The organism is Rhodobacter capsulatus, assembly GCF_003254295.1.
GTDB classification, from domain to species: Bacteria; Pseudomonadota; Alphaproteobacteria; order Rhodobacterales; family Rhodobacteraceae; genus Rhodobacter; species Rhodobacter capsulatus.
This window is the reverse complement of record NZ_QKZO01000006.1, coordinates 206893-227627: the sequence shown is the minus strand read 5'-3', so window position 1 is coordinate 227627 and position 20735 is coordinate 206893. Positions and strand designations below refer to the sequence as shown.

Genomic DNA, 20735 nt, shown 5'->3' with positions numbered 1-20735 from the left:
ATCGGGGATGACCCTAGGCAGGTTTCGTCAGGGATTGGTTAATAACCTTGGCGCAAATTCGGCATGTTTTCGTTAAAATCCGCAGCAATCGGCGCCTCGGCCCGCAGCAGCGCGGCGAAGTCGAACAGGCCCGGGTCGCACAGATGCGAGGGGCGGACATTCATCAGCGACCGGAACATCACCTGACGGCGGCCGGGGCTGCGGGCCTCCCAGGCATCGAGGATCTGCTTGACCTGCACCCGTTGCAGCCCCTCCTGCGAGCCGCAGAGATTGCAGGGGATGATCGGATAGCCCATGCCGCGGGCGAATTTTTCGCAATCCGCCTCGGCGACGAAGGCGAGCGGCCGACAGACGAAAAGATCGCCTTCCTCGTTCAGCAGCCGCGGCGGCATCGTCGCCAGCCGCCCGCCGTGAAAGAGGTTCATGAAGAAGGTTTCAAGGATGTCGTCGCGGTGATGGCCAAGCACGACCGAGGAACAGCCCTCTTCGCGGGCGATGCGGTAAAGATTGCCGCGCCGCAACCGCGAACACAGGCTGCAGGTGGTCTGGCCCTCGGGGATCTTGTCCTTGACCACCGAATAGGTGTCCTGAAACTCGATCCGATGCGGCACCTGCATCCGGGTCAGGAAGTCGGGCAGGACGGTGGCGGGAAAGCCGGGCTGGCCCTGATCGAGGTTGCAGGCGAGCAGATCGACCGGCAGCAGGCCGCGCCATTTCAGCTCGACGAGCGCGGCGAGCAGCGTGTAGCTGTCCTTGCCGCCCGAGAGGCAGACCAGCCAGCGATCACCGGGCTTGACCATGCCATAGGTCTCGATCGCCGTGCGGGTCTCGCGCAGGATGCGCTTGCGCAACTTCTTGAATTCGGTGGAAGACGGCGCCCCCGTCAGCAGCGGCGGCAGGCCGGTCTCATCCTCGTCAAGCATGGTCGTGATCCTTGTGCCGCGTCGCGTCGAAGGCCGGATCGGCGCCCGGCACCGGGTCGTAACCATGCCCGCCCCAAGGGTGGCACGAGGTAACCCGTTTCGCCGCCAGCCAGGCACCCTTGAGCGCGCCGTGCCGTTCCAGCGCCTCCATCGCATAGGCGGAACAGGTCGGCTGATAGCGGCAGCCATGGCCGACCCAGGGGGACAGCAGCAGCCGGTAGCCGCGCACGGGCAGGGAGATCAGAAAGGCGAGCGGGCTCATTTGCCCCGTCTCCGGCCCTTTGGCACCTCGCCCAAGGGGCGCGGCTTCAGGCTGCGCCCGGCGTGAATGTCGGTGATGGCGCGGACCAGATCGGCCTGAAGGGCAGCGAAGTCTCGGGTGGCGGTGGCTTCGGGGCGGCCGACAAGGACATAGTCCCAACCGGGTTGGCCAAGCGCGGGCAGGCCCAGCCGCGCCACCTCGCGCAGCCGGCGCTTGGCGCGGTTGCGGGCCACGGCATTGCCGAGCTTCTTCGAACAGGTGAAGCCGATGCGGATCAGATCTGCGGGGGCGGTGTCGCCTTCGCCGCGCTTGCGCGCCTGCAACAGGAAGCCGGGCGCGCTCATCCGCTGCGCCGAGGCGGTACGCAGGAAATCGGCGCGTTTGCGCAGAATGGTGATCGCAGGCGCCACAAATGTGGAAACCGCCGGGAGGCTTCCCGGATCCCGACCCTCTGGGCCAGTTGCGGGCGCCTCCGGCGGTGTCATGCGGTCAGGCCGTCAACCTTACGCCGACAGAACCTTGCGGCCGCGGGCGCGACGGGCGTTCAGAACCTTGCGGCCGCCTTTGGTCGCCATGCGGGCGCGGAAGCCGTGACGGCGGGCGCGAACGAGGTTCGACGGCTGGAAAGTGCGTTTCATCGCGGATACTCCGGTTGTCTTGTCGGGGGGGCAGCTGAACTCCTGCCGGATTCGGCCGCCCTGCAATTGAAGCCCGGTCTTTAGGGGCATCCTTTGCACAAGTCAATTCACCCGCGCGGGTTTTTTGCGCCTCCCGCGCCTGCGCGGCGTTTGCGCCCTTCCGCTGCCGTCAAGAGCCCCCTATGTAGATGCAAAAGGCTTTGGTATTCCTGAAAAATGCCGAAGCGACAAAGGGGGGGCGGAAGGACCCCCGGGCGGGTCGCCGCCGATCGGGACAGGATGAAGGTCAACACGCTTTCCGGGCGGTTTCTTGTGCTCACGACGGTCTTCGTCGTGTTGGCCGAGGTGCTGATCCTGTTGCCGGGGCTGGCAAATTTCCGCGAGGATTATCTGCAGACCCGATTGGAACGGGCGCAGATCGCCTCGCTTGCGCTTTTGACCACCGACATGATGATCGAACCGGATCTCGAGCAGGAGCTGCTCGACAATGCCGGGGTCTACAACGTCGTTCTGCGCCGCGATGCGGTGCGCCAGCTTGTGCTGTCCTCGCCGATCCCGCAGCCGATCACCGCCACCTATGACCTGCGCGAGGAGCCCTTCGTCAATCTGGTCCGCGATGCGCTGGCGGTGCTGGCCGATCCGCAGAATCACGTGATCCGGGTGATCGGCGATCCGGTGCAAAAGGGCGGCCTGGTGATCGAGGTGACGCTGGCCACCCAGCCGATGCGGCTGGCGATGATCGAATCGGGGCTGCGGCTTCTGTCGCTGTCGGCGGTGGTCTCGGTGGTGACGGCGTTTTTGCTGTTCTTCCTCGTGCGGCGTCTGATGGTGGTGCCGATCAAGCGCGTCGTTGCGCATATGGCCGCCTATGCCGCCGCGCCCGAGGATGCCCGCACGATCATCCGGCCGCAGGCCCGGATCGAGGAGCTGCGGGTGGCCGAGGAGGCGCTGGCCTCGATGCAGCATCAGCTCACGGCGGCCTTGCGGCAAAAGGAACGTCTGGCGCAGCTGGGTCAGGCGGTCGCCAAGATCAGCCACGATCTGCGCAACATCCTGACCACGGCGCAGCTGTTTGCCGACCGGATGGAGGGCTCGGACGATCCGGCGGTGCAGCGGGCGGCGCCGAAGCTGATGGGCTCGATCGGCCGCGCGATCAACCTGTGCGAGACGACATTGGCCTTTGGCCGCGCCGAGGAACCGCCGCCGCGGCTGGAACCCTTTGATCTGGCCGGTCTGGTGGCCGAGGTGATCGAGGGCGAACAGGGTCTGACCGCGGCGGTCGACTTCCTGTCCGACGTGCCGCCGGGCTTCGAGATCCATGCCGACCGCGAGCAGCTTTACCGGGTGCTCTCGAACCTCGCCCGCAATGCGCGGCAGGCGATCGAGGCGACGGGCAAGCCCGGCACGATCGAGATCGGCGCGGGCGACGAGGCCGAGAGCTGGTGGATCCGGGTGCAGGACACCGGGCCGGGCCTGCCCCTGAAGGCGCGCGAGCGGCTGTTCCAGCCGTTTTCGGGCGGGGTGAAGAAGGGCGGCACCGGGCTGGGTCTGGCGATTTCGGCGGAACTGGTGCGCGGCCACGGCGGACGGCTGGACCTTGAGCGCAGCGACGAGACCGGCACCGAATTCCGGCTGCACCTGCCGCGGCCGCTGCTGCTGGCGGGCGACGAGGCCGCGGTCTGAGCGATGCCCCGAAAACCGGGGGAAATCCGGGGGGCGGAAAGAAATCTTTCGATCTCCGCGTTTTCGGGCTTGCAAAGGTTTTCCTGCGGGGCTACATCGCCCCCCACGACGGACCCGTAGCTCAGCTGGATAGAGCATCAGACTACGAATCTGAGGGTCGGGCGTTCGAATCGCTCCGGGTCCGCCACTTCCTCTTCGACTGTGAAAGCCACGCCTTCGGGCGTGTTTTTTATTGCCCGGCCGGGGCCTGCGCCCTATGGCGCAAAGAAGGCGCGGCTTTGGGAGAGACCGATGACCCTTCTTCTGATCCATACCGGCGGCACGATCGGCATGGCCCCCGGGCCGCTGGGTCTGGCGCCGAAGCCCGGGCTGGTCGAGGCGGCTCTGGCCGAGCGCCTGCCCGTCGGCGCGATGTTGCGCACCCATGTCTTCAATCCCTTGCGCGACAGTGCCGACATCGGGCCCGCCGACTGGAATGCGATTCTCGATGCGCTCGACGCCCATCCCGGGGTGCCCGCGCTGGTCACGCATGGCACCGACACCATGGCTTTCACCGGGGCCGCTCTGGCGCAGGCGCTGGCGGGCCGGGCTGGCCGGGTGGTCCTGTGCGGATCGATGCAGCCCCTGGGACAGGGGGGTGATGCCGAGCGCAACCTGGATCTGGCGCTTGCGGCCGCCCATGCGCCCGGGATGGGCGTCGATCTGGCCTTCGACGGGCGGCTGATGGCGGCGGCGGGGCTGGTCAAGCACGACAGCCATGCCCGCGACGCCTTTCGCTCCCAGCCGCAGGATCACGCGCCCGCGCCGAAAACCCGCCGCTTCGATCCGGCGCGGCGGCTGGCGGTGCTGACGCTCTCGCCCGGGCTGCCCGGCGCGGCTTTGGCGGCGATGCTGCAGGCGCTCGATGGCGCGGTGCTGCGGGTTTTCGGCGCGGGCACGGTGATGAGCGATCCGGCGATCCTGTCGGCGCTGCGGGATGCCGTGGCCGCGGGCAAGCGGCTGCGTGCGGTCAGCCAATGCGAGGCGGGCGGGCTGGCGCCCGGCGCCTATGCGGCGGGGGCGGCGCTTTGGGCGGCGGGGGTTGAAAACGGCGGTCGCGAAACGCCCGAGGCGGCGCTGATCCGGCTTTGGCTGTCCTGATGCCAAAAGGGGCCCCGAAGGGCCCCTGTCGCAGGTTCACCCGAACTTATTGCGCCGTGGCGGCCAGCAGCGCCGCGGCGACGGCTTCGGTCGGTTTGCCCGAGGCGGTGCCGACGGCGGCCAGCGTCTGATCCGGCCCGGTCACGTTCAGCCCGGCTGCGCTCAGTTTCGCAGCGAGCGTCGCGCCATCGGTGCCGAAGACCGGCGCCACATCGGCAATCTTGCCCTGCATCACTGCCCGCGCCAGCGCGAATTGCGGCGGGCCCGAGCGGCCCTCGCCCGAGGGGATCGCGAAGGGGATCGAGATCAGCAGCGACACGACGAGCGCGATCCACATCGGCGCGCGCTTGATGTAATTCGTGACCGAGCGCCAGTTCTTCCAGACATGCAGCGCGAAGGGAACGATCAGCACCATCGACAGGATTTCGTGCATTTCGTGGAAGGTCGATTGCCCGACATGGAAAAAGAGCGCGACACCGGAGATCAGCGAGACCAGGAACAGCCCGGTGATGAAGGGCGTGGCGTAGCGGTTGAAAAGATCGTTCATGACATTGCTTTCTGTGGGGCCGGGGGCATCCTTGCAGGATCGGGCCCGGGTGCCTGAGAGGGGACAGGCGTAAAACGCCTATGGCCGCAACTTTCGTCGCGGCCATAGGTCGAAAGGCTCGATCCGCCCTGCGGCAGGCTGTCACACGGGCTTTGCGGCCAGCTGCACCAGCCGCAGACAGACCTGCGTCGCCTTGTCCATGTCCTGCACCGAGACCCATTCGAGCGGCCCGTGGATGTCCTGCATGCCGGTGAAGATATTCGGGCAGGGCACGCCCATTTCCGTCAGCCGTGACCCGTCGGTGCCGCCGCGGATCGGCACGGACAGCGGCGCGATCCCCTCGGCCTTGCAGGCGTCGCGGGCAAGCTCCACCGGGGTCATGTCCTTTTCCAGCCAATAGCGCATGTTGCGATATTGCGGCTTGATCGTGCAGGTGATCTCGGCCCGCGGCTCGGTGGCCGCCACCGCGGCGCAGACCTGCTGCAAAAGCTTGTCCCGCGCGGCCAGACCCTCCAGCTCGAAATCGCGCAGGATGATCGAGAACTCCACCTCGGCCGCGGTGCCCGCCATGGTGGTGATGTGCCAGAAGCCCTCGCGCCCGTCCACCACCTCGGGGGTCTGCGTCGCCTGCGGCAGCATCTCGATGATCTTTGCGGCCAGATGGAGCGCATTCACCATCTTGCCCTTGGCAGTGCCCGGATGGGTCGAGACGCCCTTGACCTTCACCTTGGCGCCATCGGCCGAGAAGCTTTCATATTCGATCTCGCTCACCGCGCCACCATCAAGCGTATAGGCGAAATCGGCGCCCAGATCCGCGGGCAAGCGGGCATCGACGCCGCGGCCGATTTCCTCGTCCGGGGTGAAGGCGAGGCGCAGTTTTCCATGCGGAATCTGCGGGTTGGCGATCAGATGCTCGGCCAGCGTCATCAGGATCGCCACCCCCGCCTTGTCATCGGCGCCAAGCAGCGTCAGCCCGGAGGCGGTGATCAGGTCATGGCCCAGCTTCTCGCCCAGATAGGGGTTGGCGGCGGGCGAATTCACCAGACCGGGGGCGTCCGGGTAGGTGATCTCGCCGCCGTTGTAGCCGCGAATGACCCGCGGTTTCACGCCCGCGGCGTGATAGGCGGGGGCGGTGTCCATATGGGCGAGCATGCCGATCACCGGCCCTTCGGCGGTTGCGGGCACGCTGGCCAGAACGGCGCCATAATCGGTCACCACCACCTCGGCGGCACCGATCCGGGTCAGCTCCTCGGCCAGCATCCGGGCAAGGTTCAGCTGAATCGCCGTCGAAGGCGAGGACGGGCTTTCCTCGTCGCTTTGGGTGTCGACGGCGGCGTAACGGCACAGGCGCTCTTCGAGGCGGGGGCAAAATTCGGTCATGACGGACTCCTTTTGCGCAATGGGACGCGGCCGGGCGGCGGTGTCAAGACTTGCCCCGTCGCGGCGGGGCGGCTACATCACGCTTCCGGCCGAACGGAGGACCCCATGGACACCGCCACCCGCATTGCCCGCACCATCGCCGAGGAAATCGCCGCGACCCCCGCGCAGGTCACCGCCGCGGTGGGGCTGCTTGATGAAGGCGCGACCGTGCCCTTCGTCGCGCGCTACCGCAAGGAGGTGACCGGGGGGCTGGATGACACGCAGCTGCGCAAGCTGGCGGAACGGCTCGATTATCTGCGCGAACGTGAGGCGCGGCGGGCGGCGATTGTCGCCTCGATCACCGAACAGGGCAAGATGACGGATGACCTCGCGCTGGCGCTGGCGCGGGCCGAGACCAAGGCGGAACTCGAGGACCTGTATCTGCCCTACAAGCCGAAGCGGCGGACGAAAGCGATGATCGCGCGGGAAAACGGCCTTGGGCCGCTGGTCGAGGCGATCTTGGCCGACCGTCGCGCGGTGCCGGAAAAGCTGGCCGAGGGGTATCTTTCCGAAGCCGTCGCGACGGTGAAGGAGGCGTTGACCGGCGCGCGGGAGATCGTCGCCGAAGGGCTGGTGGAAAACGCCGCGCTGCTGGGGTCCTTGCGCGAATTTCTGGCGCGCGAGGCCGTGATCTCCGCGAAGCTGGTGGAGGGGCAGGCCGAGAAGGGCGCGAAATTCTCGGACTATTTCGATCACCGCGAGCGCTGGGCCGATGTGCCCAGCCACCGGGCGCTGGCCATGCTGCGCGGCTCGAATGAAGGCGTGCTGACGCTGGATATCGCCCCCGACGAAGAGGGCGTCGCCCGGGCCGAGGCGATGGTGGCCGCGGCCTTGGACGCCAAGACCCAGGCGCCGGGGGATGCGTGGTTGCGCGGCGTGGCGGGCTGGACCTGGCGGGTGAAGCTGAGCCTGTCGATGATGCTTGATCTGCTCTCGGACATGCGCGGTCGGGCGCAGGACGAGGCGATCAAGGTTTTCTCCCGCAATCTCAAGGATCTGCTGCTGGCCGCCCCGGCGGGGGCGAAGACGACTCTGGGGCTCGATCCCGGCATCCGCACCGGCTGCAAGGTCGCGGTCGTTGATGCGACGGGCAAGGTGCTGGCCACCGAGACCGTCTATCCCTTCCCGCCGAAATCCGATCTGCGCGGCACGCAGGCGGCGCTGATCCGGCTGATCACCGCGCACAAGGTTGACCTCATTGCCATCGGCAACGGCACGGCCAGCCGCGAATCGGAACGGCTGGTGGCGGAAACGCTGAAGCTGCTGCCCGCTTCGGTGAAGGCGCCGACCAAGGTTGTCGTGTCCGAGGCCGGGGCCTCGGTCTATTCGGCCTCCGAACTCGCCGCGAAGGAATTCCCCGATCTGGATGTGTCGCTGCGCGGCGCGGTCTCGATTGCGCGGCGGTTGCAGGACCCCTTGGCGGAACTGGTGAAGATCGAGCCGAAATCCATCGGCGTCGGCCAGTATCAGCATGACGTCGATCAGTCGAAGCTGGGCCGGGCGCTGGAAGGCGTCGTCGAGGATGCGGTGAACGCGGTGGGCGTCGATCTCAACACCGCCTCGGCGCCGCTCCTGGCGCATATCTCGGGCCTCGGGCCGGGTCTGGCCGAGGCGATCGTCGCGCATCGCGATGCCAATGGCGCCTTCAAGAGCCGCAAGGAATTGCTGAAAGTGTCCCGCCTCGGGCCGCGGGCGTTCGAGCAATGCGCGGGCTTTTTGCGCATCACCGACGGGGCCGAGCCGCTCGATGCCTCCTCGGTCCACCCCGAAGCCTATGATGTCGCCCGTGCCATCGTGAAATCCTGTGGCCGCGATATCCGCGCGCTGATGGGCGACAGTGCGGCGCTGGCGAAACTGCGCCCGCAGGAGTTCGTCACCGAGAAATTCGGCCTGCCGACGGTGCGCGACATTCTGGCGGAACTCGAAAAACCCGGCCGTGACCCGCGGCCCAGCTTCGTCACCGCGACCTTTGCCGAGGGCGTCGAGGATATCAAGGACTTGAGGCCCGGGATGCAGCTTGAGGGCACGGTGACGAACGTTGCGGCCTTTGGCGCCTTTGTCGATATCGGCGTGCATCAGGACGGGCTGGTCCATATCAGCCAGCTCGCCGACCGTTTCGTGAAAGACCCGCATGAGGTGGTGAAGGCGGGCGATGTGGTCAAGGTCCGGGTGACCGAGGTCGATGTGCCGCGCAAACGCATCGCGCTGACGATGCGCAAGGATGGCGGCGCTGCGGCGCGCGAGGACCGCGCCGCCCGTGGCCCCGAGGCGCAAAAGGGCCCGAAGGGACGCCAGCCGATGTCGGCCAGCCCGAAAACGAGCCAGGCCACCGGCGGCTTTGGCGCGGCGCTGCTCGATGCGATGAAGAAACGCTGAGGGGGTCTCCCCTCAGCTGCCCCCCGGTCTGCAGCCCCCGTTCAGCTGACCGCCGCGCGGCCGTGGCCGATGGCTGATTGCATCGTCCGCACCACGACGAACGCATCGCGCAGATGCGAGCGTTCCAGATCGCTGAGGTCCGAGGGGGCGAGGAAATTGTCCGCCGCCCGCCCGGATTTGATCAGCAGCGCCTGATTTTCCAGCCGCATCGTCGCGATCAGATCATAGGCCTCGATCAGATCGCGGGCGCCCGTGGCCGAGACCACCCCGGCCTCTTCGGCGGCCTTCAGCCGGGCGCGGGTGTTTGACGGCACCAGCCGCCCTTGCAGCGCATAGATCCGGGCCAGATCCACCACCGGCACCACCCCGTTCATCTTCATGTCGATGTGGTTCCGATGCTCGCCCGAGCGGATCGTGGCGAAGCTGCGAATGAGCCCGAGGGGCGGCGTATGCTTCAGCGCCGCCGCCGTCATGTGCATGACGAAGACCGAATTTTGCGCCGCCATCGCCAGGGTTTCGGCGCGCAGATCCTCGAACATCGCGATGCCGCCGCCGCCGATCGGGCGCAGGTCGAACATCACCGAGGCCAGCATCTGCGCCTCGGGGTCGGGCCGCGAAATCCAGCCCGCGAAATAATCGCGCCAGACCCGCAAGGGCTGACGCCAGCGCGGGTTGGTCGCCATCATCTCGCCCGGGCAATGCGCATAGCCGCAGGCATCAAGCCCGTCGCAGACGATCTGCGCCAGCGCGCGGAAATAATCCATGTCGGCCGCCGTCACCCGGTCATCGAGGATCAGGCAATTGTCCTGATCCGAAATGCCGCTCTGCTCCTGCCGCCCCTGAGAGCCGCAGGCGAGCCACAGATAGGGCACCGGCGGCGCCCCCAGCTGGCGTTCCGCCATCACCAGAAGACGCCGCGTCACCGCATCGGCAATGTCGGTGATCAGCCGCGTCACCACATCCGGGCCGTGATGCCCGCCCACCAGCTGCACCAGCAGCTGCGGGATGCGCCCGGTCACCGCCGTCATCTCGGCCAGTGTCTCGGCGGAAACCACGTCGCGGATCAGCATGGCCGAGGATACGGCCTGAAACCGCGTCAGATCCGTTTGCGTGATCATGCCGACGAAACGCCCCGCCTCGGTGATCGGCAGATGGCCGATGCGGCGTTCAAGCATGATATGCAGGATGTCCGATCCAAGCGCGCTGGGCGGCAGGCTGACCGGCGCCGCCGTCATCACCGCCGCCACGGCCGTATCAGGTGGCAGGCCATCGGCCAGCACCTTGTTCGACAGATCGCGCTGCGTGACGATGCCCAGAAGCGTCTCGCCCGGGTCGACGACGCCCAGCGAGGAGACATGCGCGTCGCGCATCATCCGCGCCGCCATCAGAACCGTCGTCTCGGGCGCGCAGGACAGCGGCTTGCGCGCCACCAGATCGGCGACCTTCTGTGTCGCGATATCAGTCGAGACCTTCTCGCCGCGCTTGCGGTTGAAGAAGCGTTCAAAGGCCGGATAGGTCTCGATCAGCCGCTTGAAGGTGGGGGTGGGCAGCACAAGGCAGATCGTCTGTTCGCTGGCCTTCGCCTGCGTCGCCGCCAGCCCGTCGCGCAGGATGCCGCGTTCGCCAAAGGAATTGCGCGGACCGAGCTGCGACACAAGCCCGCCATTGCCATCGGTGATTTCGACCGCGCCCTGTTTCACCAGATAAAGCCCGCCGATGGGCGTTTGATAGACATAGATCAGCGAGCCCGGGCGAAACTCCATCCGGCGAAAGGCGCTGGCGACGGTTTCCAGCTCCTCGCGCGGCAGGCTGTCGTAGGGGTGGACCGTCTCCAGAAAGGCGATATGGGCCTCGCGATCGGTTTCCATGACCTGTTCCTTGGCTGTGGCGGCCTGGGTGAGGGGCGGCCGCCTTGGACGCGACGGCGCCTGCCGTTGCGTCAGTCATCCTGCGCAAAGATCAAAACCTGCGCCAGTCCGATTTCGGGGCCGGGCCAATTCGCCGCGTCTTCTCAGTCCCTTGCGAGTGCCTCGACAGGGTCAAGCCGGGCTGCGGCGCGGGCGGGCAGGAAGCCGAAACTGACCCCGATCAGGCTTGAGCACAGGAAGGCCAGCGCCGCCACCGGGACCGAGAACGACAGTTTCATCGTGCTTTGGAAAGTGTTGAAGACCTGCCCCGCCGCCATGGCCAAAGCCACGCCCAGAAGCCCGCCCAGAAGACAGATCAGCACCGCCTCGATCAGGAATTGCGCCACGATGTCGGACCGCCGCGCGCCGACCGCCACCCGCACGCCGATTTCCGCGGTGCGTTCGGTGACCGACACCAGCATGATGTTCATCACCCCGATGCCGCCCACCACCAGCGAGATCAGTGCGATGGCGGCGACCAGAATGGTCATCGTCTGCGTCGTCTGGGTGATCGTGTTGCGGATCGTGTCGGCGTTTTGCAGGAAGAAGTCCTTCTTGCCGTGGCGTTGCTCGATCAGCGCGGAAATCTGCCCCTCGGCATCGGCCATGCTCACCGTATCGGCCACTTTCACCGCGATCGAATTGATCGTGTTCGAGCCGGTGATGCGGACCGCAGCGGTGGTGAAGGGGGTGAAGACGCGCACCTGCGTCGGGCCGAAGCCGGAACTGGTCGCCTCGACCCGGCCGATGATGCGCAGCGGCACCTTGCCGATCAGGATGGTCTTGCCCAGCACCGAACCGCCCTGCGGAAAGAAGGCCTTGGTGGCTTCGGCATCCAGAACGGCCACCTGCGCCCGGGCCTCGATCATCGCCTGATCGATCAGCATCCCCTCGCGCAGGGTGAAGCCGCCGACGTCGAAATAGCCCGCCGAGACCCCGCGCAGCGAAACCGAGGTGGTGGTGGCGCCCAAGGTCGCGGATTTCTGCGTGCTGATTTCGGGGCTGACCGAGGCGGTGAAGGGCTGCGCCGCCAGCGCCACCGCATCGGCCACGACAAGGGTGCGGATGCGGCTGGCCATGCGGTCGCCAAAGCCGGTGCCGGGGCGGATGGTGATGGTGTTGGTGCCCAAGGCGGAAATGCCCGAAAGCACCTTTTCCTGCGATCCCTTGCCCAGCGCCACCACCGACACCACCGAGGCGATGCCGATGATGATGCCAAGCATGGTCAGAAAGCTGCGCAGCCGATGCGCGGCAAGGGCCTTGACCGCCATCCGCGCGGCTTCGCCAAGGCGCCCGACAAAGGCGCCGGGGCCGCTGCGCGCGACCGCCGGGCGGTCCAGCGCCGCCGCCGCGGTCTCGGGCGGGCCGGGGCGGCTGTCCGAAAGGATCGCGCCATCGCGGATCTGGATGATCCGGCTGGCCCGGGCGGCGACGTCGGGATCGTGGGTGATGACGACGATCGTATGGCCGCGCCGGTGCAGGTCGTCAAACAGGTGCAGAAGCTCGGTGCCCGAGACGCTGTCGAGCGCGCCGGTGGGTTCGTCGGCCAGGATCACCTCGCCGCCGTTCATCAGCGCACGCGCGACGGACACCCGCTGCTGCTGCCCGCCCGAAAGCTGCGACGGGCGATTGTTCAGCCGGTTGCCAAGGCCGAGCCGGGTCAGCAGCGCCTCGGCGCGGGGCTGGCGGCTGCCCGCCTCGGTGCCCGCATAAATCGCCGGGATCTCCACGTTGCCCACCGCCGAAAGCGAGCCAAGCAGCTGATATCGCTGAAAGATGAAGCCGAAATGCTCGCGGCGCAGCTTTGCCAGCGCGTCATTGTCAAGCCCGCTCACATCCTGCCCGTCATAGGCATAGCTGCCGCGCGTCGGATGATCGAGGCAGCCGATCAGGTTCATCAGCGTCGATTTGCCGGAGCCGGAAGCGCCGATGATGGCGACGTAATCGCCGCGCCAGATGTCCAGATCGATGCCGCGCAGGACAGAGACCGCCTCGTCGCCGATGACGTAATCCTTGCCGATGCCGCGCAGGCGAATGATCGGCGCCTCCATCTCAGAACCCCATCATCGGCGGCCGGTTGCGGCGCCCGGTGTCGGAATTCGCCGCCGAGATCGAGGGCAGCACGACCGCTTCGCCCTCGGTCAGCCCCGAGGTCACCTCGGCGAGCGTGTCGGTCATCATGCCGATGCCGATCTGCCGCGGCGTGCTTTGCCCGGTCGCCGGGTCGTAGACCGCCACCTCGGCCTTGCCGCCCGACACCCGCGGCAGCGTCGTCACCGGCACCGTCAGCACGTTCTTGCGGGCATCCAGCGTGATCGTCACCTCGGCCGACATGCCGATGCGCAAGATGCCCTCGGGGTTCGCGACATCAAGGAGCGCGTTGTAATAGATCGCCTCGTCGGTATCGATCGTGTCCGAGGTCTCGATGCTGGCGGGGGCCGGTTCCAGTGCCCGCAGCGTCGCGGAAAAGGCTTTCGTCAGCGAGGAATTCAGCGTGAATTCCGCCGCTTGCCCCGGTTTCACCGCCACCACATCGGCTTCGGAAATCTCGGCTTTGACCACCATCCGGTCCAGTTCGGCCAGCTTCACGATCGTCGGGCTGGAGGTGTTGGCGTTCAGCGTCGTGCCTTCCTCGGACACGATCGCCACCACCGTCCCCGAGATCGGCGCCGAAATCTGCGTCCGCGCCAGCTCGGTCTGCGAGGAGGTCAGCGTCACCTGCGCCTCGTCCAGCTGCGCCTTGAGCCCCTCGAGTTCCGCCTTCGCCACATCCAGCGTGGCCTCGGCGGTTTCGCGGGTCTCGTCGGAACTCAGCGCCTTGGAATTCAGCGTCGTCTGCCGGGTCAGCGACAGTTCCGCCACCCGGATCGCGGCCTGCTTGGCCTTGATCTGCGCCTGCAGCTGCTTCAGCGCGGCCTCGGCGCGGGCGACATCGGCACGCTGGTCGGAGCTGTCGATCTGGGCGATCAGATCGCCCTTTTGCACCCGGTCGCCAAGCGCCACGGCCAGCGTCTGCAGCTGCCCCGAGACCTGCGCGCCGACCGAGACCAGCTGCGCCGCCTCGATCGTGCCCGAGGCCAGAACCGTCTTTGACAGATCGGCGCGGGCGGCGGTGGCGGTCAGCGGCGCCTTTGGCTCTTCGGCGGTGCCAAAGGTCCAGACCGCCCCCCCGGCCGCCGCCAGCATCAGCACGAGGGAGAGGGCAATCAGGTGTCTTTTTCGCATCGGTCCCGGTCCAATCGACGCCGTCATGGCAATCAGAGGTCTTACGCAGGAGATAGCGGTTTCCGGCGTTTGTCATCGGCACCGACGCCGGGCCGTGGCGCCGATCACGGGATCGTGCGCATGATCCTCCGGCGGCCGGGCCGGCAAACGCCCCGCTCTCTCCCTTCTTGAGTCACGCTTTGGCCGCAATGGCGGGCCAGACCGGGCGGGCCAACCGGAATGGAGACCCACATGGCACGCAAGCTCCTGGCGCTGATCGCGAAATGGCGGTCGTCCGAAGATGCGGTCGTTGCGACCCGCCTGTCGATGCTGGCCGAAGGGGTTGCGCCGGGGCGGCTGCACGGGCCGCTCTCGCCCTTCCGCTTCGTGGCTCCGCGCCGCGCCCTCTGATCAGAAATCGATCGTCACGCCGGGCAGGTTCAGATCGCGCACGAGGTCGCGTAGTTCCTGCCGCGCCGCGATGTTCGAGATGTTCAGGTTCTCGACGCCCAGATCGCGCAGATCGAGCAGCGTCATGCCGCGCGGGAACAGCTCGCGGAAGATCACCCGTTCCGAAAATCCGGGCGCGACGCGGAAGCCGATGCGTTTCGACAGCTGCTCCAGCGCCTCGCCGACCTTGCGCTTGTTATGCGCCTGCTGCGAGCTCATCCGGTTGCGCAGCACCAGCCAGTCGATCGGCTTCAGCCCCGCCCGCGCCCGCAGCTGCCGCGCCGACCAGACCATTTCCGAATAGATCGAGGGGCCGGTGACCTTGGAGGTCTCGGGGTCGATCCGGGCCAGCAGGTCGAAGTCGATGAAACTGTCATTGAGCGGCGTGATCAGCGTATCGGCCAGCGAATGCGCCACCTGGCTGAGCCGGGTATGCGAGCCGGGGCAGTCGATCACCACGAAATCGCAGACCGGATCCAGCTCGGCCACCACCGAGGACAGCCTGTGGTCATAGGGGTTTTCGCCGGGCGCAAGCGTCGCGGCATCGGCCTCGGGCAGTTCGCGGTATTCGGGCGAGGGCAGGTCCAGCCCCTCGCGCGCCAGGAAGGCCAGCCGGTTCTCGACATAGCGGCCGAAGCTGCGCTGCCGCAGGTCGAGATCGAGCGCGCCGACCGTCTTGCCCATGCGCGCCAGAGCCGTGGCCACATGCATGCAGGTGGTGGATTTGCCCGAGCCGCCCTTTTCATTGCCGACAACGATGATATGCGCCACGAATCCACCCCGTCTTGCGGCCCTCCGACGGCCCGCGCGTTTATAGGACGCTCCGGCTACCGAAGGAAGCGCGCAGGTGCAAGGGGGGAGGCGCAAAGCCTTTGACCGGTCGCCAGGGTGTTTCGCCTCGGCTGACGCCGAGGCGACCCGCGGGGGGCTTCGCCCCCCGCACCCCCCAGCGTATTTTGCCAAGGAAAAGCGGGTGCCGTGGCGGGCCTGGGTCGCAGGCGGGCTTGCGCCGTGCCCTTTCACCGTGGGACAAATATCCCGGGGGGCCGAGGCATCGCCTCGGCGGGGGCGGAGCCCCCTCGGGCATGTCGCGGTGGTGCCACGCAAACAAAAGGGCGCCCGAAGGCGCCCTTTTGCAACAGTCACGCGGCAGCTCAGAAGCCCAGACCGGCGTATTTGTTCTTGAACTTCGACACGCGGCCGCCGGTGTCCATCAGCTTGGCCGAACCGCCGGTCCAGGCCGGGTGCGCCAGCGGATCGATGTCGAGCGCCATCGTGTCGCCTTCCTTGCCCCAGGTGGACTTGGTCAGATATTCGGAGCCGTCGGTCATCTTGACGGTGATGAGGTGGTAATTCGGGTGGGTATCGGCTTTCATCGTCCCGCTCCTTATTCGGCTTTGGCTTTGTAGTTGGTGACTTCGGCGATCCGAGCCGATTTGCCGCGACGCGAACGCAGGTAGTAGAGTTTCGCACGACGGACGCGACCGCGACGCACCACTTCGATGCTGTCGATGTTGGTCGAGTAGAGCGGGAACACGCGTTCCACGCCTTCGCCGAACGAGATCTTGCGCACGGTGAACGAGGCGGCGATGGTCGAGCCGCCCTTGCGGGCGATGCAGACGCCTTCATACATCTGCACGCGCGAGCGGGTGCCTTCGGTCACCTTGTAGCCGACGCGCACGGTGTCGCCAGCCTTGAAGTCGGGGATGGTCTTGCCGAGGGCGGCGATCTGTTCCGCCTCGAGTTGCGCGATCAGGTTCATCGCAAATCCTTTCGTTGCTTGCGGTTTTCCCGCAAAGGTGTCGCCGCCCGAGAGCTCCGGTCTTCGCTCGGGTCCGCGCCTGCTGTGAGGGGCGCCCGCCGGAGGATCGTTCGTCCTGTTCAAGCCCCGTCCCGGCCCCGTGCTGTGGTCGAAGAAGACCGCCGCAGGCAAAGGAAAAGGGTCCGAGAGCCGATTCCGGCCCGGACCCGCGCGGCATACGGGGAAACCGGCTGCGGATCAAGGGGGAAGTGGGGCGCGGCCGCTCATGTCATCTCCTTCAGCCAGCGGCGCAGCCGCCCGCGCGCATTGGCGTAAGGTGAGGCCGAGTTGAACTGGATCATCCGGCCTTTCGTCCATTTGCCATACCACGGCTGCCCGTAAAGCTCGTCCTCCGACCGCGCCGCCACCGCGCGCGTCAGTCCGGCCTGCGCCATGGAGAGGCGTTCCAGCAGCTCCGACCAGTCCAAGGCGTGATGATCACGGTAGAATTTCTGCGCCAGAGCGCCGAGTTGATTCCATTGAAAGCCGGTTTCGGGAAAATCGACCGCTTCGCCGCGGTCATCCCGGTCGAGCCATTTCAGAACAAGCTCGTTCCAGCCGATCAGATAGCTCAGCAGATCCGCCGGAGACATCACCGATCCGGCAACATGGCCTGCCATCGACAGCTCTCGCGCCCGCTCCGGCGGAACCCTCGCGCACTCCTGCATCAGCTTGTCGAAGCTTGTCGCAATCGCGCTCATCAACTCTGCCTTTGATCCGGGGACGGCCATCGGAAATCCCTCCTTGCCACCGCCCAAGACTATGCGGCCCCAACCGGAGGGACAATGGCGGGCTACTTCATCTTGCCTCAAATACCTCGGGGGTCCGGGGGCGGAGCCCCCGGCGGGTCGCCTCGGCGAAGCCGAGGCGAAATCACTTGCCGAACTTCTCCCACAGATCCGGCCGCCGCTCCCGCGTCAAAGCTTCGCTCTGCGCCCGGCGCCATTCGGCGATCTTCTTGTGATTGCCCGACATCAGCACCTCGGGGATGGCGCGACCCTGCCAGTCCGCGGGGCGGGTGTATTGCGGATGCTCCAGAAGCCCGTTCGAATGGCTTTCCTCGCTGGCGCTTTCGGCATTGCCCAAGACCCCCTCGCGCAGCCGCACCGTGGCGTCGATCACCACCTGCGCCGCGATCTCGCCGCCGGTCAGAACGAAATCGCCGATCGAGACCTCTTCGACGCCATAGGCTTCCAGCACCCGCTCATCCACGCCCTCGAACCGCCCGCACAGGATCGTCACGCCTTGCGCCGCGGCCAGCCGCCGCGCATGGCCTTGCGTGAAGGGCTTGCCGCGGGGCGACATGTAAAGCACCGGCCAGTCGGCGCGGCTGGCAGGCGTGCCCGTGGCCGCATGATCGAGCGCCGCCGCCACCACATCGGCGCGCAGCACCATTCCCGCGCCGCCGCCCGCGGGCGTGTCATCGACGTTGCGATGTTTGCCCAGACCAAAGGGCCGCAGGTCGATGGTTTCGAGCCGCCACAGCCCGGCGTCCTGCGCCTTGCCGGTCAGGCTCAGCCCCAGAACGCCCGGAAAAGCCTCGGGGAAGAGCGTCACGATCTTCGCCGTCCAGACCCCCGCGACGGTCTCGACCTCCGCCATCAGATCGCGCGGCGTCACCTTGCCCGACAGTGCGGTCACCACCGCCCGCCGCCCGTGCGAGCGCGCAGGCGCGACCTCGGGCGTCTCGGCCTCGACCAGCTCCGCCGTCGTCAGCTTCAGCGCGCCCTTGCGCGGCGGCGGCGGGATGTCTTCGGGATCGCTCATGCCTCGTCCTTCTCGCTTGTTTGCTCAAGGCCCGCCGCGGCCAGAAGCGCCCGTTTTGCCGCCGCCAGCGCCTCCTCGTCCAGACCCTGCCGGTTCAACTGCAGCAGCGCCTCTGTCACCGCGCGCGGCGGCGCGACATTGCGGCGAAAGACCGGTTGGAAGGCCGCGCGCTGCGCGGCCGTCAGGCCCAGAAAATCGAGAAACGGCTGCCCGGCGCCAAAGGGCAGGCCGTCAAACCCCGCGACATCCTGCGTCACCAGCCGTATCCCCGCCAGATCGCGGCGCAGGATATCGATCTGTTCCGCCTGCGTCACCCGGTTCATCCGGCTGCGGAAGCTTTCCAGATCCTCGATGAAGGGGATCGGCTGCGCCTTGCGGATCTGATGCGCCCAGAGGCTCTCGACCCAGGGCCCCTGTGCGCGGATGGAGAGATAGGGCGTCACCTGCACCGGCCAGTCGAAACGGTCGAACCCGGCAATCAGCGCGCGGATGATCGCCGCCGCATCGGGGTAGGGGGCAGGCGTCAGCCCCCGCGGCATCGGGCCGAGCAGGTTTTCCGACGAGATCAGGATCCGCCGTTTCGGCCCCAGTGCCATCGTGCCCAGAAACGCCCGCATCGCCGCGGTGATCGCGGCCAGCGAGCCGCCGTCGCGGTCATAGTGATGCGCAAAGACCGCCCCTTCCACGGCGCGGATCCGACCGGGCAGCACCAAGGCCGCCCGCGGCCAGATAAGTTCGCGGTTTTCCTGCAGAAAAAGCTGTGCCGAGGAGGTCCCGGTCTTGTGCAGCCCAAGATGCAGGAAGACCTGCATCAGTCCAGTTCCTCGGGCGGGTCGGCGATGATCCGCCCCGCGGTCAGATCGACGGTGGGCACCACGGCGCGGGTGAAGGGCAGCATCAGCGTTGTCTTGCGCCCGGGCACATGCACCTCAAGGATGTCGCCTGCGCCGAAATCCAGCACGGCGCGGACGGTGCCGATCAGCACGCCGCCGGTGTCATGCACCGGCAGACCGATCAGATCGGCATGGTAGAATTCGTCATCGGGCAGATGCGGCAGGCGGTCCCGATCCGCCCAGAGCGTCGCGCCTTTCAGCGCATCGGCCTCTTCCTTGGTATTGATGCCCGAGAGCCGCGCGCCCAGACCGCCGGTGACCGGACGGGTCAGCCTGACGGTGAAGCTGCGGGCGCCGTCCTCGGAAAACAGCGGGCCATAGGCGGCGATGTCGGTGGGTTCGGCGCAAAAGCTTTTCAGCCGCACCTCGCCCTTGACGCCGAAGCCCCCGGCGATGGCGCCGACGCAGACACGATCGGTTTTCGACATGATCCCTCCGGAAGACGGCAGGCCGGACATCGCTGCCCGGCCCGCATGAAACCCCGAAATCGGGAGAGCGAAGATTATTCTTCGGTCTTGGCGGCCTTGGCGGCTTTTTCCTCGGCGCGTTTCTTGGCTTTCGCGCCCGGCTCGGCCTTTTTCATGTTGGCGCGCTCGGCTTTCGGCATCGCACCGGCCGCTTCAAGGAAGCGGGCGACGCGGTCGGTCGGCTGCGCGCCTTGCGCCAGCCAGTATTGCACGCGCTCCATGTTCATCTTGACGCGGTCTTCGCTGTCCTTGGCCAGAAGCGGGTTGTAGGTGCCCAGCTTTTCCAGGAAGCGGCCGTCACGCGGCATGCGCGAATCGGACGCGACGATCGCGTAATGCGGACGTTTCTTGGAACCGCCACGGGCGAGACGGATTTTCATGGCCATGCTATTTCTCCTTCAGATGGCTGTGAGCGGGTCTTGCGAACCCATCATTTCTGGAACGACGTGTGATGCCGGATCACTTCCGAAATCACGAAAGACAGGAATTTGCGGGCGAATTCGGGGTCGAGATCGGCCTCGGTCGCCAGTTGTTGCAGGCGCTCGATCTGCTGCGCCTCGCGTGCGGGGTCAGAGGGCGGCAGGTCATGTTCGGCCTTGAGCTTGCCCACCGCCTGGGTGCGCTTGAACCGTTCGGCCAGCGTGTAGACGATGATCGCATCCAGCCGGTCGATCGAGGCGCGGTGTTCGCGCAGCACTTCGGCGGCGCGGGCGGTGGCATCGCTCATGCCAGATCCTCCGGTTTGCGGTGGCGGTAAACCAGCACGGGCTTGTCCTCGACGCGCCGCGCCTCGGGGTCAAGCACGGCGCCCAGACGTTCGGCCAGCCGGATCGAGCGGGCGTTATCCGGGTCGATATAGCTGACCGCGGTCGACCATTTCAGCCTGCAAAAGGCGTGATCAAGCGTGGCTTTCGCCGCCTCGGTCATCAGGCCCTTGCCCTCGTGGTCCTCCGACCAGAGCGTCCAGCCGATCTCATATTCCGGCCAGTTGATCGGCGCCCAGGGGCCGGTCATGCCAAGGGCCGCATCGCTGTCATGGGTGGTGACGACGAAGCTGCCCCAGCCGCGCATCACCCAATGGCCGATCACCCCCGACCAGGCCCGCCAGGCCAGCGCCTCGTCGGGCTCGGCGGTGCGGATGAAGCGGCTGCGGTCGGACAGGAAGAACTTCCGCCAGGCAGCGAAATCCCGGCCGCCGGGCGCGCGCAGCACCAGACGCGAGGTCTCGATCACCGGCGTGGGGGAAAGGGCGACCATG

23 protein-coding genes and 1 tRNA gene are annotated in these 20735 nt (G+C 67.0%); 5 read left to right on the top strand and 19 right to left on the bottom strand.

Features of this window, described 5'->3' with window-relative positions:
* Positions 1-38 precede the first annotated feature (38 nt).
* From ttcA to rpmH, 4 genes are read right to left on the bottom strand one after another with little or no spacing between them, the layout of a single operon-like run.
* Positions 39-923 carry a tRNA 2-thiocytidine(32) synthetase TtcA gene (gene ttcA / locus LY44_RS10780; RefSeq protein ID WP_055211905.1) on the bottom strand — a complete coding sequence of 295 codons (885 nt, stop codon included), beginning with the start codon at positions 921-923 and terminating at the stop codon, positions 39-41.
* On the bottom strand, positions 916-1185 hold the full coding sequence (yidD, locus tag LY44_RS10775; RefSeq protein ID WP_055211903.1) for a membrane protein insertion efficiency factor YidD: 270 nt from the start codon (positions 1183-1185) through the stop codon (positions 916-918). Before yidD ends, ttcA begins: the two co-directional genes overlap by 8 nt.
* Positions 1182-1670: a ribonuclease P protein component gene (gene rnpA / locus LY44_RS10770; RefSeq protein WP_055211901.1), complete on the bottom strand. Its 489-nt coding sequence runs from the start codon at positions 1668-1670 to the stop codon at positions 1182-1184. Before rnpA ends, yidD begins: the two co-directional genes overlap by 4 nt.
* Positions 1671-1688: 18 nt before the next feature.
* Positions 1689-1823: a 50S ribosomal protein L34 gene (rpmH, locus tag LY44_RS10765; protein WP_013066095.1), complete on the bottom strand. Its 135-nt coding sequence runs from the start codon at positions 1821-1823 to the stop codon at positions 1689-1691.
* A gap of 279 nt (positions 1824-2102) precedes the next feature.
* Between rpmH and LY44_RS10760 the strand changes: the two genes are divergently transcribed.
* From LY44_RS10760 to LY44_RS10750, 3 genes are all read left to right on the top strand, one after another.
* Positions 2103-3506, top strand: a complete 1404-nt coding sequence (locus LY44_RS10760) for a sensor histidine kinase (RefSeq protein ID WP_055211899.1) — start codon at positions 2103-2105, stop codon at positions 3504-3506.
* A gap of 110 nt (positions 3507-3616) precedes the next feature.
* Positions 3617-3693, top strand: a tRNA-Arg gene (locus LY44_RS10755).
* A 104-nt stretch (positions 3694-3797) separates the two neighbouring features.
* A complete protein-coding gene (locus LY44_RS10750) occupies positions 3798-4646 on the top strand; it encodes an asparaginase domain-containing protein (RefSeq protein WP_055211897.1) in 849 nt (282 codons plus the stop codon).
* A 46-nt stretch (positions 4647-4692) separates the two neighbouring features.
* Here the strand turns inward: LY44_RS10750 and LY44_RS10745 are convergent, their stop codons facing one another.
* On the bottom strand, positions 4693-5193 hold the full coding sequence (locus LY44_RS10745; RefSeq protein ID WP_055211895.1) for a DUF4405 domain-containing protein: 501 nt from the start codon (positions 5191-5193) through the stop codon (positions 4693-4695).
* A gap of 141 nt (positions 5194-5334) precedes the next feature.
* Positions 5335-6573: a peptidase T gene (pepT, locus tag LY44_RS10740; RefSeq protein ID WP_055211893.1), complete on the bottom strand. Its 1239-nt coding sequence runs from the start codon at positions 6571-6573 to the stop codon at positions 5335-5337.
* Positions 6574-6678: 105 nt separating this feature from the next.
* Here pepT and LY44_RS10735 point away from each other — a divergent pair, with 105 nt between their 5' ends.
* Positions 6679-8988, top strand: coding sequence for a Tex family protein (locus tag LY44_RS10735; protein ID WP_055211891.1), 2310 nt, complete (start codon positions 6679-6681; stop codon positions 8986-8988).
* A 41-nt stretch (positions 8989-9029) separates the two neighbouring features.
* On the opposite strand, the gene LY44_RS10730 is transcribed toward LY44_RS10735, so the two are convergent.
* The 3 genes from LY44_RS10730 to LY44_RS10720 all read right to left on the bottom strand — a co-directional run bounded on the left by LY44_RS10730 (position 9030) and on the right by LY44_RS10720 (position 14120).
* Positions 9030-10856 (bottom strand): DUF294 nucleotidyltransferase-like domain-containing protein, encoded by a 1827-nt coding sequence (locus tag LY44_RS10730; RefSeq protein WP_055211889.1) that lies wholly within the window; start codon positions 10854-10856, stop codon positions 9030-9032.
* Positions 10857-10999: 143 nt separating this feature from the next.
* Complete coding sequence (locus LY44_RS10725; RefSeq protein ID WP_055211887.1) at positions 11000-12946, bottom strand: MacB family efflux pump subunit; 1947 nt, start codon at positions 12944-12946, stop codon at positions 11000-11002.
* A gap of 1 nt (position 12947) precedes the next feature.
* Complete coding sequence (locus LY44_RS10720; RefSeq protein WP_065118413.1) at positions 12948-14120, bottom strand: efflux RND transporter periplasmic adaptor subunit; 1173 nt, start codon at positions 14118-14120, stop codon at positions 12948-12950.
* 231 nt (positions 14121-14351) lie between these two features.
* On the opposite strand from LY44_RS10720, the gene LY44_RS17950 reads away from it, so the two are divergent.
* Positions 14352-14510, top strand: a complete 159-nt coding sequence (locus tag LY44_RS17950; RefSeq protein WP_160320050.1) for a hypothetical protein — start codon at positions 14352-14354, stop codon at positions 14508-14510.
* Here the strand turns inward: LY44_RS17950 and LY44_RS10715 are convergent, their stop codons facing one another.
* From LY44_RS10715 to LY44_RS10670, 10 genes are all read right to left on the bottom strand, one after another.
* Entirely contained in the window at positions 14511-15320 is an 810-nt protein-coding gene (locus tag LY44_RS10715) for a division plane positioning ATPase MipZ (protein WP_055211884.1), read from the bottom strand. It abuts the gene before it with no gap.
* Between the two features lie 383 nt (positions 15321-15703).
* Positions 15704-15925, bottom strand: coding sequence for a 50S ribosomal protein L31 (gene rpmE / locus LY44_RS10710; RefSeq protein ID WP_055211882.1), 222 nt, complete (start codon positions 15923-15925; stop codon positions 15704-15706).
* Positions 15926-15936: 11 nt separating this feature from the next.
* Positions 15937-16311, bottom strand: coding sequence for a 50S ribosomal protein L19 (gene rplS, locus LY44_RS10705; RefSeq protein WP_013066107.1), 375 nt, complete (start codon positions 16309-16311; stop codon positions 15937-15939).
* 263 nt (positions 16312-16574) lie between these two features.
* Entirely contained in the window at positions 16575-17081 is a 507-nt protein-coding gene (locus LY44_RS10700) for a ClbS/DfsB family four-helix bundle protein (protein WP_055211880.1), read from the bottom strand.
* Between the two features lie 142 nt (positions 17082-17223).
* Positions 17224-18117 (bottom strand): tRNA (guanosine(37)-N1)-methyltransferase TrmD, encoded by an 894-nt coding sequence (trmD, locus tag LY44_RS10695; protein WP_081024498.1) that lies wholly within the window; start codon positions 18115-18117, stop codon positions 17224-17226.
* Entirely contained in the window at positions 18114-18929 is an 816-nt protein-coding gene (locus LY44_RS10690; protein WP_055211878.1) for a hypothetical protein, read from the bottom strand. The genes trmD and LY44_RS10690 overlap by 4 nt, the downstream gene beginning before the upstream one ends.
* A complete protein-coding gene (gene rimM / locus LY44_RS10685; protein WP_055211876.1) occupies positions 18929-19438 on the bottom strand; it encodes a ribosome maturation factor RimM in 510 nt (169 codons plus the stop codon). Before rimM ends, LY44_RS10690 begins: the two co-directional genes overlap by 1 nt.
* Before the next feature lie 74 nt (positions 19439-19512).
* Positions 19513-19863: a 30S ribosomal protein S16 gene (gene rpsP, locus LY44_RS10680; protein WP_055211875.1), complete on the bottom strand. Its 351-nt coding sequence runs from the start codon at positions 19861-19863 to the stop codon at positions 19513-19515.
* 44 nt (positions 19864-19907) lie between these two features.
* On the bottom strand, positions 19908-20204 hold the full coding sequence (locus tag LY44_RS10675) for a chorismate mutase (protein ID WP_013066113.1): 297 nt from the start codon (positions 20202-20204) through the stop codon (positions 19908-19910).
* Positions 20201-20734: a GNAT family N-acetyltransferase gene (locus LY44_RS10670; protein ID WP_055211873.1), complete on the bottom strand. Its 534-nt coding sequence runs from the start codon at positions 20732-20734 to the stop codon at positions 20201-20203. The genes LY44_RS10675 and LY44_RS10670 overlap by 4 nt, the downstream gene beginning before the upstream one ends.
* Between the last annotated feature and the right edge of the window lies 1 nt (position 20735).